Origin of the sequence: Moritella sp. 28 (genome assembly GCF_018219435.1) — a bacterium.
Lineage (GTDB): Bacteria > Pseudomonadota > Gammaproteobacteria > Enterobacterales > Moritellaceae > Moritella.
In genome coordinates this window covers 357596-372398 of sequence record NZ_CP056121.1, presented here as the reverse complement: position 1 = coordinate 372398, position 14803 = coordinate 357596, and the positions used below count along the sequence as shown (strand labels likewise).

Below are 14803 nucleotides of genomic sequence, written 5' to 3'. Positions count from 1 at the left end.
TTTATCCTTCCAACCAATACGGCCGCATCGTTAATGCTTGATGGCGAGTTTGCTCTAATGCATCCAATAACGAACATTGTTTACGCACTAACACCTTTTCGATTTGTTTAGCAATTGCTTCCGGCTGTTGTTTTGCAACCCCCATGAGTATCTGCAATACCGCTAAATCATCAATACCCTGTAATATATCCTGCCAAGGTAAGCGGAATTTATCACGCTTCTCTGTTGAATAATGGTGGCTAAAACAATGCCCGATTAATAAATTTTGCTTCAATTTCGCATGTAATAGTAAGTACGCATCGGCATCGAGTTGTGGCGCAGACAATGACGAGTCCAGTACGCTCTGCCAACTGGCTTCTAAATGCGTATTAGCAAACGCAAGAACATTGGCACTATCAAGCTTTACGCTGCTTAAACCTTGGTTCAGTAACTGGCTAACGGATAACATAATGCTGGCGTATCTTGATGTATTAAATAGCGTTTCAATGTCCGTAAAATCAATATAACTCTGTTGTAATGCCTGTAATTCCTTGGTAATACGTTTATATTCAGGGAACTTACGAATAAACTGTCTATTATTGGTCATCGCTTGCTTTAACTGTGACGCACTACCTACCGCCGATAACTGCTGCTGTAACCAAACCAATTCTGTTTGCTTTAGCGCGATTTCAGGCAGTATATGTGCATAACTGAGTAGCGTTTGTTGGATCAACGCTACCGCAGACACAACTTCAACCAAGGCATTAATATTTTGGGTTTCTAAATACTGTTGCTCATGATGTTGCCAATGTGCATAACTTTGAGTCAATGTCGTTAAAAATATATCCCCTAAGTTTTCAGTTTCTAATACTGGCATTTTTAGCGCCAACGGTTTAATTTTAGGCGTATATAAACCTGCAAGTTGATAACCTCGTTTAGCTTTACTGACATTACCCAAACGTACATTACCCAGTTGCGTGATCTGCTGCGCTAACGAAAATAGATCAGCAATATCGCCGCATACTAATTCCAATTCAATTTCACAAATCGGATAGCTTTGTTCGCCACTGCGCGCCATGCCCTGATCGAAAACCACTTCGATTTCCGCTTCATTCGGCAGCTTGACATGCCACATAGTACGTTCAAAATCAGTGGTGAATAAATCCACTAGATCCATTTGTAACTGATCAACGTCGGTATTTTCGGGCCAAATTTCAGTCGGGAAATCACCTAAAGTCGGAAAATCGCCTTGTAATGGTAAATTATATTCTGGACGCTGATGTAATCCACCACGGACAATACCTGCGGTCTTAATGGTTTGCTCAGCAAAATTTAAACTTTTACGTGTGCGCAAACCAAAATCAAACTGACGAAATTGGGATGTCGTTGTATCAAAATAAGTATTAGATAAAGGCTTAACAGCCTGCTCGATTATCACATAGTCCGCTAATAACACGACTAATTGGGATTTAACCTGTGGTTTAGCAACAAATTTTATTTCAACTTCCGTACTCATCCGGCCTCGCTAGACTCATAAACGATAAAAATAATGTCAGATACAACAGAATATCTAACACTTTAAAGTATAAAATTTACCAATTATTTTAAAACCTGTCTAAGGTTAAATCTTTAATTTGCGAATAAGATTTCCTATAAAAACAAAAATATATTGATTTTGGTCTCATTCAATCACTAATAAGGCAATTTTTATATTGCAAACTCGTGAGAGTGGTTTAACATTCCCGACATCTTCAAAAGTGTCAACTTATTGTCACATACATGGATTATGGCTATGCCAGTAAATACAATTTTAGGACTTTTTGCTAAGTCTCCGATTACCCCGTTACAAGAACACATCACGAAAGTGCATGAGACTTGTGAATTACTTGTGCCATTTTTTGCTGCGACTACGCAACAAGATTGGAATAAAGCGGAAACTATCCGCCAACAGATCTCACAATGTGAACGAGATGCTGATGTATTAAAACGTGAAATCCGCTTAAAGCTACCACGCGGTATCTTTATGCCTGTCGATCGTACCGATATGTTAGACCTACTGACTCAGCAAGATAAGATCGCTAATCGTGCGAAAGATATTGCTGGTCGTGTCATCGGTCGGAATCTACAACTGCCAGTAGAAATCGCTGATGATTTCACGCGGTACCTAAAACGTTGTATTGATGCAACCGCGCAGGCTAAAAAAGCCATTAATGAACTCGATGAGTTACTAGAAACAGGCTTTAAAGGTCGTGAAGTTGATCTTGTTGAAAATATGATCAACGAACTCGATTGTATCGAAGATGATACTGATTCAATGCAAATCGTACTTCGTCAAAAACTGCGTAAAATTGAAAGTGACTACAATCCAATTGATGTTATGTTCCTTTACAAAATCTTAGAATGGGTTGGCGGATTAGCGGACCAAGCTGAAACTGTTGGCGCACGTCTCGAACTAATGCTAGCGCGTAATTAAGATCACTAATAGGTATATAAATAATGGAAATCATTCAAGCATACGGTCCTTATCTACTGTTTATGGCGGCTGCTTTTGGCCTTTATATGGCATGGGGCATTGGTGCCAATGACGTAGCAAATGCGATGGGGACCTCTGTCGGTACCAAATCACTAACCGTAAAACAAGCGATCTTTATCGCTATCATTTTTGAATTTGCTGGGGCTTATTTAGCCGGTGGAGAAGTAACCGATACCGTTCGTAAAGGTATTGTTGACCTTGCTGTATTTAAAGAGCAAGGCCGCCCAGATGCATTAGCATTTGGTATGATCGCCGCACTACTCGCAGCAGGCACCTGGTTAATGATCGCATCAATTTTTGGCTGGCCGGTATCAACAACTCACTCAATCGTGGGTGCTATTGTTGGTTTTGCACTAGTCAGCGTGGGGCCTGAAGCCGTACAGTGGGGTAAGGCAGGTGGTATCGTAGGCAGCTGGGTTGTCACACCAATACTCTCTGGGCTCATCGCTTACGTCACTTTTATGAGTATTCAGAAACTCATATTTGATACCAAAGATCCACTTGCTAATGCTAAACGTTACGTGCCTTTCTATATGGCTTTAACAACATTTGTTATTGCAATGGTTACAATTAAAAAAGGTCTAAAACATGTAGGCTTACATTTAACTACAACTGAAGCTTTAGTTGCTTCGACAGTAGTCAGTCTACTGGTTGCTATTGCTGGCGCCATTTACATCAGCAAACAAAATTACAGCCCAAGCAATGACAAAGACATGCATTTCTCAAATGTAGAAAAAGTGTTTGGTATCTTAATGATCATTACTGCTTGTGCAATGGCATTTGCCCACGGCTCTAACGATGTAGCCAATGCGATTGGTCCATTAGCTGCGGTTGTATCAATTGTACAAAACGGCGGCCAAATTGCTGAAAAAGCAGCGCTAGCGTGGTGGATTTTACCACTCGGTGGTTTTGGCATCGTAGTTGGTCTAGCAACAATGGGTCATAAGGTGATGTCTACTATCGGTACTGGTATTACAGAATTAACACCAAGCCGTGGTTTTGCAGCGCAGCTAGCGACAGCGACAACGGTAGTTATTGCCTCAGGTTCAGGTTTACCTATCTCGACAACACAAACACTCGTAGGGGCTGTGCTAGGCGTAGGTATGGCTCGTGGTATTGCGGCACTGAATCTCAATGTAGTCAGAACGATCGTAGTATCTTGGGTTGTCACACTGCCAGCGGGTGCCATACTCGCAATTATCTTCTACAAGATTTTAGAGGCGATCTTTGTCCTGTAATTGATTATAGAATTATGAAAAAGCCATCAATTTTTTGATGGCTTTTTTTTTAATCCACTAAATTTCTATTTTATGGTGGGAAAACATCATCTGAGGCTTGTCGAAATTCGATTTTATATTTATTATGCCTATCAGAATATTTCGTCTACAGGACAACTTGTGAAGATTAAACAACTCATTTTAGCATCATTGTTAACACTCGTTAGCTTATCGAGTATGGCAAAAGAAACACGTTATATTAGCGATGACGTGTCTATATTTATGCATTCAGGTCCGGGCACTCAGTATCGTATTATTGGTACGATAAAAGCCGGTGAAGCTGTAACCTACTTACAAACCGATGCAAATGCTAATTTTGCACAGATCACCACCAGCAAAAACAAAACAGCTTGGATTGACGGTAAATCACTTTCTCGCCAGGTAAGTTTAAAAGTACGTACACCAAAGCTACAAGCTGAACTGGAAAAAACCAAAGACGCGTTGGCAAAGATAAACAATAAAAACTCGGCGGCAATGGCAGAGTTAACAAATGCGAACCGTGATGAGCTCGTCAGTAAAGAAGCTGATATTGCAACACAAACTAACAATATTGCGTCATTAACCGCTGAAAATACCGCGTTAACGGCAGAAGCGGTACGTTTACGTGAAGAGAATGAACAATTATCAGCACGCCTAGATACCAAAGAAGAAGATGCGCAACATCGTTTCATCATTTTAGGTGCATTAATTCTTGCTGCGGGCTTAATTGCTGGGTTAATCATCCCATCAATCAGCTTCCGTCGAAAGAAAAATAACGGCTGGGACTAATTCGGTAAGTTGCCTGACGCGGTACTCAGTCTGATGCACGAACTACACCGCTAATTGCCAGATACAAAAAAGGATATTCATATGAATATCCTTTTTTATTAACGCTAATTTATAACCATGACCGAAATTAAATATGGTTATATTATGCTATCTCGTTATTTAAAGATTTCATCACGCTTAAACACCAATTCAATATCCGTTGATTCGGCATCACAATAGTAATAACCATCAGTATCAAACGCCGTTAACTGTGATACATCAGTTAATTGATTCTCAATAATGTACCGCGCCATTAAGCCACGTGCTTTTTTAGCATAAAAACTAATGATCTTGAATTTACCCGCTTTGCAGTCTTTAAATACTGGTGTAATCACCTGTCCTTTTAAGCGCTTCTTTTGCACCGCTTTAAAGTACTCATTTGACGCTAAGTTAATTAACACTTTATCGCCTTGTGCAGCGAGCGTTTCATTGACTTTATCTGTGATGATATCGCCCCAGAACTGATACAAGTTAGTACCACGTCCATTGGCAAGCTTAGTGCCCATTTCTAAGCGGTATGCTTTAATCAGATCAAGCGGTCGTAACAAACCATATAAACCAGATAAAATACGGAAATGTTGCTGCGCAAACGCCATATCAACATCACTAAAAGTTTCTGCGTCTAAACCCGTATAAACATCACCTTTAAAGGCAAATACAGCTTGTTTAGCGTTGTCGGGTGTAAACTCTGCTGACCATTCAGTAAAGCGGGCAACATTTAGTCCAGCCAACTTATCACTAATTTTCATTAATGAAGACAAATCCATTGGCGTTAATTGACGACAAACATCAATCAATTCTGCCGAATGTACAGTTAAGTCAGCTTGGCTATACTGCTCAGTTATAGACGGCGTCTCAAAATCGAGTGTTTTAGCCGGTGATACCACGATTAACATAACTCTTCCTTACTTTTCTTAAACTGATGTTTATTATATTGCGATGAATTTTATAGCCCGTCATTACAAAGCTTCAATCGTCACCCCGTCAAGCATACTATCACTGCCTGCTTGGCCTTGATTTAACTTAATCATTAAGCGTAAATCATTTGGCGAGTCAGCATGATGTAAAGCCTCGGTATAACTAATCATATTGGTATTATAAAGTGCTAGTAACGCTTGATCGAAGGTTTGCATTCCCAGCTCGCCCGATTTTGTCATCACTTCTTTAATTTTATGCAGTTCATTTTTGCGGATCAATTCACTGACCAAAGGTGTATTCAATAAAATTTCAAATGCACCACGCCGGCTTGAACCACCTTGTACTGGGATTAATTGCTGCGCCACAATGGCTTTTAAATTTAGTGACAAATCATATAACAACTGAGCATGCTTTTCTTTTGGTACTAAGTGCAAAATACGATCGATAGCCTGATTGGCATTAGTTGCATGCAGCGTTGCCATACATAAATGCCCCGTTTCCGCAAACGCCAAGGCAAACTCCATCGTTTCTTGCGAGCGGATTTCACCAATCAAGATCACATCTGGCGCTTGACGTAATGAGCTCTTCAGCGCATCTTCAAAAGACTCGGTATCAATTCCTACTTCACGCTGAGTAACAATACAACTACCATGTTCATGGACAAACTCAATCGGATCTTCAATCGTTAAGATATGACCTGATGAGTTTTGGTTACGATAACCCACCATGGCTGCTTGCGTGGTTGATTTACCAGAACCCGTCGCCCCAACAACCAACACTAAACCACGCTTCTCTAGCGCTGTGTGTTTTAATATTGGTGGCAAGTGTAACTCATCCATTGCAGGTATATCGGTTTCAATACGACGGATCACCATGCCCGCTTTTTCTAATTGCCAAAATGCGCTGACACGGAAACGACCAATATCCGGCATGAAAATACCGAAATTAGATTCTTTGGTACGGCAAAAAGAAGCATATTCATCCTCAGACATGGCTTCTTTCACCAATGCTAATGATTGCTCAGCCGTTAATTTATGTTCCGAGAGCGCACGTAATGAGCCATGTACTTTCACTGTGGGTGCAATACCCGCCGAAATATACATGTCAGAACCAGTAAGCTTTTTCATCGCACTAAAGAGTTGTGGTAGCATCCCCATGTTATTAATCCTTAAAAACTTTGTTGATCAACAGCTCGAATGCGCGCTTCTTCGCTCGTGACAATACCCATATTAACCAATTCACGTAACGACTGATCTAATGTTTGCATGCCATGCATCATACCCGTTTGGATCACGGAATACATCTGCGCAACTTTATCCTCACGGATCAAATTACGAATAGCTGGTGTACCAAGCATGATTTCATGTGCCGCAACTCGACCGCCACCGGTACGTTTTAATAATGTCTGGGAAATTACCGCACGTAATGATTCCGACAGCATCGAACGAACCATATCCTTCTCTTGCCCTGGGAATACATCAACAATACGGTCAATGGTTTTTGCTGCCGAGGTAGTATGCAAAGTACCAAAGACCAAATGCCCCGTTTCAGCGGCGGTTAATGCCAAACGGATGGTTTCTAAATCACGCATTTCACCGACCAAAATAATATCGGGATCTTCACGTAATGCAGACCGTAATGCGGCATTAAAGCTCTTGGTATCCCGAAATACTTCACGCTGATTAATTAAGCTTTTTTTATTTTGATGTACAAATTCAATCGGATCTTCGATTGTCAGAATATGTTTATGCTGATGCTCGTTAATATGATCAACCATCGCAGCCAGTGTCGTTGACTTACCAGATCCCGTTGGTCCGGTCACTAATACTAAACCACGTGGCAGTTCCACCAAATCATGGAAAATATCTGGCACACTTAATTCTGCCATGCTTTTAATTTCACTTGGAATAGTACGAAACGTTGCGGCTGGACCACGATGTTGATTAAATGCATTCACACGAAAACGAGCAACGTTATTAATTTCAAAAGAAAAATCGACTTCCAAATGTTCTTCATAGTCTTTACGCTGTTTATCATCCATAATGTCATAAATTAGCGCATGTACTTGTTTTGCGTCAAAAGCAGGTAAATTGATTTTACGTACATCACCGTCCACACGAATCATCGGAGGAACACCCGAAGAAAGGTGTAGATCTGATGCGTTATGCTTTACACTAAATGTAAGTAACTCTGTAACATCCATATTCTTTTTAACCTCATTGCAAGTAACATTATGAATAGTATATCAACACGATTACAACAGGTTCTAACTCAAATTGAAAATGCGGCAAGCACATCTTGCAAAAAAAGGTGTGAAATTAGCCTGCTTGCAGTAAGTAAAACCAAACCCGTCGAACAAGTGATGGCAGTTTACGCACTCGGACAACGTAAATTTGGTGAAAACTACCTGCAAGAGGCCATAGAAAAAATTACTCATCTACAGCAAGACAGTAATTATGACGATATCGAATGGCATTTTATTGGTCCAATTCAATCGAATAAGACGCGTCCAATTGCTGAGCATTTTGATTGGGTTCAAAGTATCGACCGTTTAAAAGTGGCGCAACGACTCAATGATCAACGTCCAGCAGAGATGGAAAAATTAAACGTTTGTATTCAAATTAATATCAGTGCCGAAGACAGCAAGTCTGGTGCTGATTTGCAACAAGCACGACAGTTAGCGGAACAAGTCGCTAATTTACCAAACTTGGTATTACGCGGGATCATGGCGATTCCAGAAAAAACCGATGATCTCGATAAGCTTAAATCACAATTTAACCAGCTTGAATCGTTGTATTTATCACTTCAGCACCAATATAACCAAATAGACACTTTATCAATGGGTATGACCAACGATATGGAACTTGCGATTGCGCAAGGTAGTAACATGGTACGTGTTGGCACAGCCATTTTTGGCGCACGCGGCTGATCACTCCGTTTTATGGAATTAAACAGTAACGAGCAAGTATAAGGAATTAAACTGTAATGATCATGAATAAAAAAATCGCCTTTATTGGTGCAGGGAATATGGCAAGCAGCCTTATCGGCGGTATGATCACAGATGGTTATCCTGCAGAGTTAATTTATGCAGCAAGTCCGACACGCACTCGATTAGATGTATTAGCAGAAAAATTTTCGATTAATACCACGCAAGACAATCACGCTGCAGTGGCCGCGGCAGATATCATTATCCTGGCGGTAAAACCGCAATTAATGGCGGATGTTTGCTCTCACCTTGCAGAACAAAGTGCCAATTACCGAGGTAAATTATTTGTCTCTGTGGCAGCCGGCGTAACGGTCGAGCGTTTACAAAGTTTATTAGCTGACAATCAACCGATTGTACGGTCGATGCCAAATACACCAGCCTTAGTACAAAAAGGCATGACGGGTTTGTTCCCATCACCAGAAGTATCTGATAACGATATCAAAACCATAGACCAGGTCATGATGGCTGTAGGTAAAACCTGCTGGGTAGATAATGAAGCTGATTTAAATACCATTATTGCCGCAACAGGCAGTTCTCCAGCTTATTTTTTCCTATTCATGGAAGCAATGCAAGAAAGCATTATCGGCATGGGATTCAGCCAGCAACAAGCAAGAGAATTAGTCCAGCAAGCGGCGGCAGGTTCGGCCGAATTAGTCATTCAAAATCCACACATTGATTTAGCCACATTACGCAAAAATGTCACCTCTAAAGGTGGTACGACAGCTGAAGCAATTCGTACTTTTGAAGAACAAAACCTACGCGGAACTGTCAATAAAGCAATGCAAGCAGCTGTTTCTCGCGCTGAAGAAATGCAAAAACTATTTTAACGATTAACCAACGAACAATTAACTCACAACCAATTAACTTGAAGGGTAATTTATGAACGCGGCTAACTTTTTGGTCAGTATCTTATTTGAAACATACATTCTTATCATACTACTACGTGTATGGTTACAAATGGCCCGAGCTGATTTTTACAATCCAATGAGCCAATTTATTGTTAAAGCCACACAACCTGTTGTCGGACCATTACGTCGCGTAATCCCAAGCTTAGGAGGCTTAGATCTCGCTTCAGTAATATTTGCTTATGCAGTAGCCTGTGCGATGATTTACACCTTATTCGGTCTACAAACGGGTGCTGTAGCGCCTATCCAAGATGTATTAATCTTAGCTGCTATCAAACTTGTTAAGCAATGCTTCAGCTTAGTATTCTACGTATTAATCTTACGTGCTATTTTAAGCTGGGTTAGCCAAGGCAACAGTCCTGTTGAAAACGTGCTGTCACAGCTAAGTGAGCCAATTTTAGCGCCAATTCGTCGTTTTATACCAGCAATTGGTGGTCTTGACTTATCAATGCTAGTTGCTATTTTAGGTCTACAATTTTTACAAATTTTAATTGGTGATCTCACCGGTCTACCGTTCTAAATAAAACCAATATCAATGCAGGGAAAAGCCTTGCATTGATATTTATCCATTCAAGTTAGCTATACTATTTATATCCTATACATATCCTATTTGCTCAAATTTAATTTCGGAGCCAACATGCCAGCATTATTTAAATCTTTATTACTCTCTATAACCTTACTCGTCTCTGCGGCAGCCAATGCAGAACAAATGCAAAAACTTGGCAATTGGGATGTGCATTACATTGCTTTCCCAAGCACATTTTTAACCTCTGACATCGCATTGGATTATGATATAGACCGTAGTAACTACTTAGGTATTATCAATATTTCAGTGCTTGATAGCGATACCCTAAAAGCGCAGGCGGTGACAATGACAGTGACGGCACGTAATTTACTCGGTAATATCCGCGAATTAGAGGTGCGTGAAATACGTGAACAAGACGCGATTTACTACATTGCGGAAGTACCACATCGTAACGAAGAAACTTACCGTATCAAGGTGACATTAACCAGCGGAAACCAAACACAAGAACTAAAATTCCAGCAAAAATTTTATGTGGATTAGGCTTTATCAGTGTTCGGTGATCCTGTATAACCTGATTTCAATGTGATATGCCCATTTTAAATTCACTTACTCTTTTTTAATAAATAACTCTCTTTTTAATAAATCATTCTCTTTTAACAGATAATAAGGCGCACCATGTCTAAAGTTGTTCTCGCTACTGGTAATCTAGGTAAAGTTCGTGAAATGTCAGCACTGCTTGCTGAATTTGGTCTGGAAGTACTGCCACAAAGTAATTTCAATATTATCGACGCTGATGAGACCGGCACCACCTTTATTGAAAATGCCATCATCAAAGCGAAACACGCGGCTGCATTAACTGGCCTACCAGCTATCGCAGATGATTCAGGTCTAGCTGTTGATGCGTTGCAAGGCGTACCGGGGATTTACTCTGCACGTTATGCCGGTGTTGATGCCAGTGATCGCGATAACTTGCTTAAACTATTAGATGCTCTTAAAGGTGTTCCAACGGCGCAACGTACTGCACGCTTCCATTGTGTATTGGTCTACATGACCCATGCTGAAGATCCGACGCCGTTAGTCTGTCACGGCAGCTGGGATGGCGTTATTACTGAACAACCAAGTGGTGAAGATGGTTTTGGTTACGATCCTATTTTCTTTGTTGAATCGGAAGGCTGCACATCAGCAGAACTGACTAAACAACGTAAAAGTGAACTGAGCCATCGCGGCCAAGCGTTAACCAAGTTGTTAGCGGCAATGCATGAACAACAAACCCGATTAGCTGTAAAATAATGACCGATACCATGATGACGACTACAACCAATACAGTAACAACACTGCCAATGCGACTACCGCCGTTGAGTTTATATGTGCATATTCCTTGGTGTGTTCAAAAGTGTCCGTATTGTGATTTCAACTCACATACCCAGAAGGGAAAGATCCCGGAAGACGAATATATTCAAGACTTGCTAGCGGATCTGCGCTGTGAGTTACCCCGCGTATTCCAGCGTTCTTTGCACTCGATTTTTATTGGCGGCGGTACACCGAGCTTGATCAGTTCAGAAGGGATTGCCAAAATACTTAACGGTATTGAAGCTATGATCCCGTTTAGCGAAAATATTGAGATCACCATGGAAGCGAATCCAGGTACGGTTGAAGCTGATCGTTTTCACGGTTATGTAGCCGCGGGGATAAATCGAATTTCAATAGGTGTGCAAAGTTTGCAAGCCGAAAAACTCAATCTATTGGGTCGGATTCACGATCCAGATGAAGCGATCCGCGCTGCCAACATTGCTACCGAATCAGCGCTAAACTCATTCAATTTGGACCTGATGCATGGCCTACCACATCAAGATCTGAATGATGCCTTATATGACTTAAATAAAGCGGTCGAATTAGCGCCTTATCATCTGTCTTGGTATCAATTAACCATTGAGCAAAACACCCAGTTTTACTCTAAACCACCAACCTTGCCCGACGAAGATATCCTCTGGGATATTTTTGAACAAGGTCATGCGTTGCTAAGTGAAGCCGGTTATGAGCAATATGAAATATCAGGCTATGCGAAAGCTGGAAAGCAGTGCCAGCACAATTTAAACTATTGGCGTTTTGGTGATTATATCGGCATTGGCTGTGGTGCTCACGGTAAGCTTACGGAACCAGAAACAGGTCAGATAGTCCGCCGCAGTAAAGTAAAGCATCCACGCGGTTATATGGACGCTGACAAAGCCTTTTTAGACAATGAACATGTTGTAGCTCAAGACGAACTGCCCTTTGAGTTCTTCATGAATCGCTTTCGCTTAATCGAAGCAACACCCAAGCAGGACTTTTGTGACTTTACTGGATTACCACTATCCACGATTAGTGAGCAGATTAATGCCGCGGTGAAGAAAGGTTTACTGACTGAAACCGAAACCCATTGGCAAGTGACCAAACTTGGCCATCGTTATCTAAACAGCTTATTCGATCTGTTTATTTAATTGGCTATTAGCCTTTGCGGTAATCCTCGCAGCAGTAGAAATCACATGTAGTACCTAGAAAATAAAAAGGGGTGCAATAATTAATTATTGCGCCCCTTTTACTATTTTTAATCACTTAGATTTAACTACTTTTTTTCAATCACCGAATTCAATAAATAACAGCCACCCACGAGCAACCGTGATCGTTAGAAAATAGAATGACCAAAACGCTCACTAAACAATTCTAACAATGCTGTACCCGCTAATGAATTACCCGATTCATTCAGTTCTGGCGACCACACACAAACCGATAATTTCCCAGGAATAACAGCAGCAATACCACCGCCAACCCCACTTTTTGCAGGCATACCAACCCGGAAAGCAAAGTCACCAGATTCATCATATAAACCACATGTCGCCAGTAACGCATTTAAGCGGCGAGTACAACGCTCACTAACCAAGCTCTTGTTGCGATGACAAGGTATACCTTTTTTCGCTAAAAATGAAAATGCCGTGGCCAATTCCACGCAATTCATATTAATCGCACAATAGCTAAAATAGCTCTGTAATACCGTTTCGACATGATTACTAAAGTTGCCGTGTGATTTCATCAAATAAGCAATAGCGGCATTACGTGCCATGTGTTCAAATTCAGAATCTGCTACGTCATAATCAATATAGATATCAGTCGAGTTGGCCAGTTTCCGGAGTAATTCCAACATCCGTTGTTTCGGTGCAGAAAGGCGACTTTGCAACATATCAGCCACCACCAATGCGCCAGCATTAATAAACGGATTACGCGGTTTTCCTTTTTCAAACTCTAATTGAATAAGTGAATTATATGCTTGCCCAGAAGGTTCACGCCCAACCCTTGTCCATAACTCATCTTCAGAAAAACGCGTTAATGCCGCAGTCAATGCAAATACTTTCGAAATACTTTGAATTGAAAAACGTATATCTGCATCACCCGCTGTAAATACATCACCGTTAGCCATACACACAGCAATTCCCAATTGATTGGGATTCACATTGGCCAATGCAGGTATATAATCGGCAACATGGCCTTCGCCAATTAACGGGCGTATTTCGTCGAGCAGTTCTTCTAAAGATGCGTTAGAGAGCATAGATAACCTATTTTAAATGCAGTGTTCGATGTGCTGTAGATAAGCGGGAACAAAATGAAAGAAAAGGGAAATTGTCTGTGCGTAGAAATAAGACAACAAATAACCGACCGTTTAAGGAGATATATCTGAAAAACAGTCGGTTTTAGTGGCTAGTAAATGGGCTTATTCGCCTTCTTCACCATACCACAAATCAAATAATGGGCTAACAATTAGGTTTTTAACACCTTTTGCTTCTAACCAAGTTTTCACTTCTTCACGTTGCTCTTCAGTACATTTACCGTGGGTCTCAGTACAAATCATACCATCCCATTGTAAATTTCCGTCTGCAGCAAACGCCAGTTTGTTTGGATCGATAACTTCAGCAATGAAACCATCTAAGATAGCGTCAACCTGCTCTTCAGTTGTACCCTCTGGGAAATCCCAAGAAAGATCAAAACCTAGCTCTTGGAATTCATCTACACGTAGTTTCTTACGTAGACGACGATTACGATTTTTAGCCATTATTACCTCGAATTACTTAGTACGTTTATAAATAATATCCCAAACGCCGTGCCCTAAACGGTGACCACGTTGTTCGAATTTAGTTAATGGACGCCAATCTGGACGTGGCACAAAATGCCCTTCTGTTGCGGTATTTTCATAACCGGGTGCAGCAGCCATTATTTCAATCATATGCTCGGCATAGTTTTCCCAGTCCGTCGCCATATGGAAGATACCACCTAAGCTAAGTTTTTGGCGAATACTTTCTGCAAATTCTGCTTGTACAATTCGACGTTTGTGATGGCGCTTCTTATGCCAAGGATCAGGGAAGAATAGCTGCATGCCACCTAGACCATTGTCAGGGATACAATCCGCTAGAACTTCAACAGCATCATGGCAGAATACACGTAGATTCGTTACTCCACGTTCACCGGCAGCCATCAAACATGCACCTACACCTGGAGAATGAACTTCGATACCAATAAAGTTTTTCTCTGGTGAATTAGCTGCCATCTCAACTAAAGATGCGCCCATACCAAAACCGATTTCTAGTGTTACTGGGTGGTCGTTACCGAAAACCTCATTGAAATCGAGCATGCCCATGTCATGATCTAGACCCATAGTCGGCCAAAAATCTTTCATAGCGGCTTCCTGGCCTTTAGTTAAACGTCCTTCACGTAAAACAAAACTTCTCACTTTACGGATACGTTTACCGTCTTCTGTTAATTCAGGTTCTGCTATTCTTTTATGTTCAGTCATTTTTTATCCAGTCGCCGTTATGACAGTTTCATCGCCATAAACATTATAAATTT

16 protein-coding genes are annotated in these 14803 nt (G+C 41.0%); 9 read left to right on the top strand and 7 right to left on the bottom strand.

The window, feature by feature from the left end; all coding sequences use genetic code 11:
* Position 1 precedes the first annotated feature (1 nt).
* Positions 2-1495: an inorganic triphosphatase gene (locus HWV02_RS01740; protein ID WP_211678214.1), complete on the bottom strand. Its 1494-nt coding sequence runs from the start codon at positions 1493-1495 to the stop codon at positions 2-4.
* Between the two features lie 276 nt (positions 1496-1771).
* On the opposite strand from HWV02_RS01740, the gene HWV02_RS01735 reads away from it, so the two are divergent.
* From HWV02_RS01735 to HWV02_RS01725, 3 genes are all read left to right on the top strand, one after another.
* A complete protein-coding gene (locus HWV02_RS01735; RefSeq protein ID WP_211678213.1) occupies positions 1772-2452 on the top strand; it encodes a TIGR00153 family protein in 681 nt (226 codons plus the stop codon).
* 23 nt (positions 2453-2475) lie between these two features.
* The gene (locus HWV02_RS01730; RefSeq protein WP_211678212.1) at positions 2476-3750 is read left to right on the top strand and encodes an inorganic phosphate transporter; all 1275 of its coding nucleotides are present in this window, start codon (positions 2476-2478) and stop codon (positions 3748-3750) included.
* 159 nt (positions 3751-3909) lie between these two features.
* Entirely contained in the window at positions 3910-4557 is a 648-nt protein-coding gene (locus HWV02_RS01725; protein ID WP_211689542.1) for a TIGR04211 family SH3 domain-containing protein, read from the top strand.
* Positions 4558-4712: 155 nt separating this feature from the next.
* Here the strand turns inward: HWV02_RS01725 and yaaA are convergent, their stop codons facing one another.
* The 3 genes from yaaA to HWV02_RS01710 all read right to left on the bottom strand — a co-directional run bounded on the left by yaaA (position 4713) and on the right by HWV02_RS01710 (position 7717).
* The gene (yaaA, locus tag HWV02_RS01720) at positions 4713-5492 is read right to left on the bottom strand and encodes a peroxide stress protein YaaA (protein ID WP_211678210.1); all 780 of its coding nucleotides are present in this window, start codon (positions 5490-5492) and stop codon (positions 4713-4715) included.
* Positions 5493-5555: 63 nt separating this feature from the next.
* Positions 5556-6671 (bottom strand): PilT/PilU family type 4a pilus ATPase, encoded by a 1116-nt coding sequence (locus HWV02_RS01715; protein WP_304610881.1) that lies wholly within the window; start codon positions 6669-6671, stop codon positions 5556-5558.
* Positions 6672-6682: 11 nt separating this feature from the next.
* Positions 6683-7717 carry a type IV pilus twitching motility protein PilT gene (locus HWV02_RS01710; RefSeq protein ID WP_211678209.1) on the bottom strand — a complete coding sequence of 345 codons (1035 nt, stop codon included), beginning with the start codon at positions 7715-7717 and terminating at the stop codon, positions 6683-6685.
* A gap of 30 nt (positions 7718-7747) precedes the next feature.
* On the opposite strand from HWV02_RS01710, the gene HWV02_RS01705 reads away from it, so the two are divergent.
* The 6 genes from HWV02_RS01705 to hemW all read left to right on the top strand — a co-directional run bounded on the left by HWV02_RS01705 (position 7748) and on the right by hemW (position 12408).
* Entirely contained in the window at positions 7748-8443 is a 696-nt protein-coding gene (locus HWV02_RS01705) for a YggS family pyridoxal phosphate-dependent enzyme (protein WP_211689541.1), read from the top strand.
* A 56-nt stretch (positions 8444-8499) separates the two neighbouring features.
* Positions 8500-9327 carry a pyrroline-5-carboxylate reductase gene (gene proC / locus HWV02_RS01700; protein WP_211689540.1) on the top strand — a complete coding sequence of 276 codons (828 nt, stop codon included), beginning with the start codon at positions 8500-8502 and terminating at the stop codon, positions 9325-9327.
* A gap of 52 nt (positions 9328-9379) precedes the next feature.
* Complete coding sequence (locus HWV02_RS01695; RefSeq protein WP_211689539.1) at positions 9380-9925, top strand: YggT family protein; 546 nt, start codon at positions 9380-9382, stop codon at positions 9923-9925.
* A 117-nt stretch (positions 9926-10042) separates the two neighbouring features.
* Positions 10043-10471 (top strand): DUF4426 domain-containing protein, encoded by a 429-nt coding sequence (locus HWV02_RS01690; RefSeq protein ID WP_211678205.1) that lies wholly within the window; start codon positions 10043-10045, stop codon positions 10469-10471.
* Positions 10472-10606: 135 nt separating this feature from the next.
* A complete protein-coding gene (locus HWV02_RS01685; RefSeq protein ID WP_211689538.1) occupies positions 10607-11221 on the top strand; it encodes an XTP/dITP diphosphatase in 615 nt (204 codons plus the stop codon).
* A 50-nt stretch (positions 11222-11271) separates the two neighbouring features.
* Complete coding sequence (gene hemW / locus HWV02_RS01680) at positions 11272-12408, top strand: radical SAM family heme chaperone HemW (protein ID WP_211675605.1); 1137 nt, start codon at positions 11272-11274, stop codon at positions 12406-12408.
* A gap of 185 nt (positions 12409-12593) precedes the next feature.
* Here hemW and glsB read toward each other — a convergent pair whose 3' ends face one another.
* The 3 genes from glsB to trmB all read right to left on the bottom strand — a co-directional run bounded on the left by glsB (position 12594) and on the right by trmB (position 14750).
* Positions 12594-13511, bottom strand: a complete 918-nt coding sequence (gene glsB, locus HWV02_RS01675; protein ID WP_211673795.1) for a glutaminase B — start codon at positions 13509-13511, stop codon at positions 12594-12596.
* 162 nt (positions 13512-13673) lie between these two features.
* Positions 13674-14012, bottom strand: coding sequence for a YggL family protein (locus tag HWV02_RS01670; RefSeq protein WP_211673794.1), 339 nt, complete (start codon positions 14010-14012; stop codon positions 13674-13676).
* Between the two features lie 12 nt (positions 14013-14024).
* Positions 14025-14750 carry a tRNA (guanosine(46)-N7)-methyltransferase TrmB gene (trmB, locus tag HWV02_RS01665; protein ID WP_211689536.1) on the bottom strand — a complete coding sequence of 242 codons (726 nt, stop codon included), beginning with the start codon at positions 14748-14750 and terminating at the stop codon, positions 14025-14027.
* Between the last annotated feature and the right edge of the window lie 53 nt (positions 14751-14803).